Below are 1,138 nucleotides of genomic sequence, written 5' to 3'. Positions count from 1 at the left end.
TTATAAATTCTTATCTGTGCAAGGAAAAAGAGGCGGGATCAACCGCCTCTTCGCCTAACTCGTATCGCTCCCTGTCCGCCCTTCGATTTTCTGCCTCCATGCCGCAGCCCTTGTCCTGTTCCGCTGTTCCCATCCACCGTATCGAATGCTCATTTGCTCACGTCCTTTTCATTGTTTGCTTTGAAGCTGCAAGCCGACTGTAAACACCTTCCTGATCTTGGGGTCGAGGTAATGGCTCCCGCCCCTTCCACGCACATCTTCAATCATCATGGCGACAAGCAGGTTGGGGTTCCCCTCCTCCGCCTGAAACGCCACATACCAGCCGTTCTCCTTGCCTAGGTCCCCTTTGCGCTGCTTCATTTCCGCGGTCCCTGTTTTGCCCGCGATGACGTATCCCGGCACACGTGCCTTGTGTCCGGTGCCATGCGGATTTTCCATCACCTGCACCAGGTCCGCTTTGACCGCAGCCGCAACGTCCGCCGGAATCGCCGCTTTTTTCCAATAGATGTCGGTATCGGCCCCTTGAAGCAGTGTCGGTGCAACAATGCTGCCGCCATTGACAAAGCTCGTGTAAGCCAATGCCAAATGCAGCGGCGTCATGGTCACTTCCCCCTGCCCATACCCCGAATCAGCGAGCTGGATCTCGCTTTTCATCCCACCTTTGACGAGCGACGATGCTTCCAGCGGATATGGAAACGGGAGCGGCTCACCAAAGCCGAAGCGTTCTGCCTCCCGCAAAAAACCGTCTTGCCCCATGGCAAGCGCCGCCTGGGCAAAATAAATATTGTCCGAGTAGATCAACGCCCGCTCTAAATCGACTGGTGCATGCGAGTCGCTCACGCGCGTCACGGTGTAATTCCCCCACGATCGATCCTTTTGCCAATGAAGCCCTTGGATATCCAGCTTTTCTTCAGGCACGAGCGTTTTCGTCACCAGTCCGATCGATGCCGTTAACGGCTTAAAGGTCGATCCAGGCGCATAGGCGTGCGCAAACCGGTTGAGCAGCGGTTTATGCGGATTTTCGCTCAGCTGCTTCCATTGCGCGGCAGTCATGCCTTGAACGAACGCGTTGGGATCATAAGACGGCGTGCTGACCAACGCCAGCACCTCGCCTGTTTTCGGATCGAGCGCCGACGCC

1 protein-coding gene is annotated in these 1,138 nt (G+C 56.2%); it reads right to left on the bottom strand.

Annotated elements, in window-relative coordinates; translation table 11 throughout:
* Positions 1-168: 168 nt before the first annotated feature.
* A partial coding sequence (locus EDM56_RS30900; protein WP_148040445.1) for a penicillin-binding transpeptidase domain-containing protein occupies positions 169-1,138 on the bottom strand: 970 nt, incomplete at its 5' end.

Source organism: Brevibacillus fluminis, from assembly GCF_003710825.1.
Lineage (GTDB): Bacteria > Bacillota > Bacilli > Brevibacillales > Brevibacillaceae > Brevibacillus_D > Brevibacillus_D fluminis.
The sequence above is the reverse complement of the archived record's forward strand: the minus strand, read 5'-3'. Positions and strand labels throughout refer to the sequence as shown.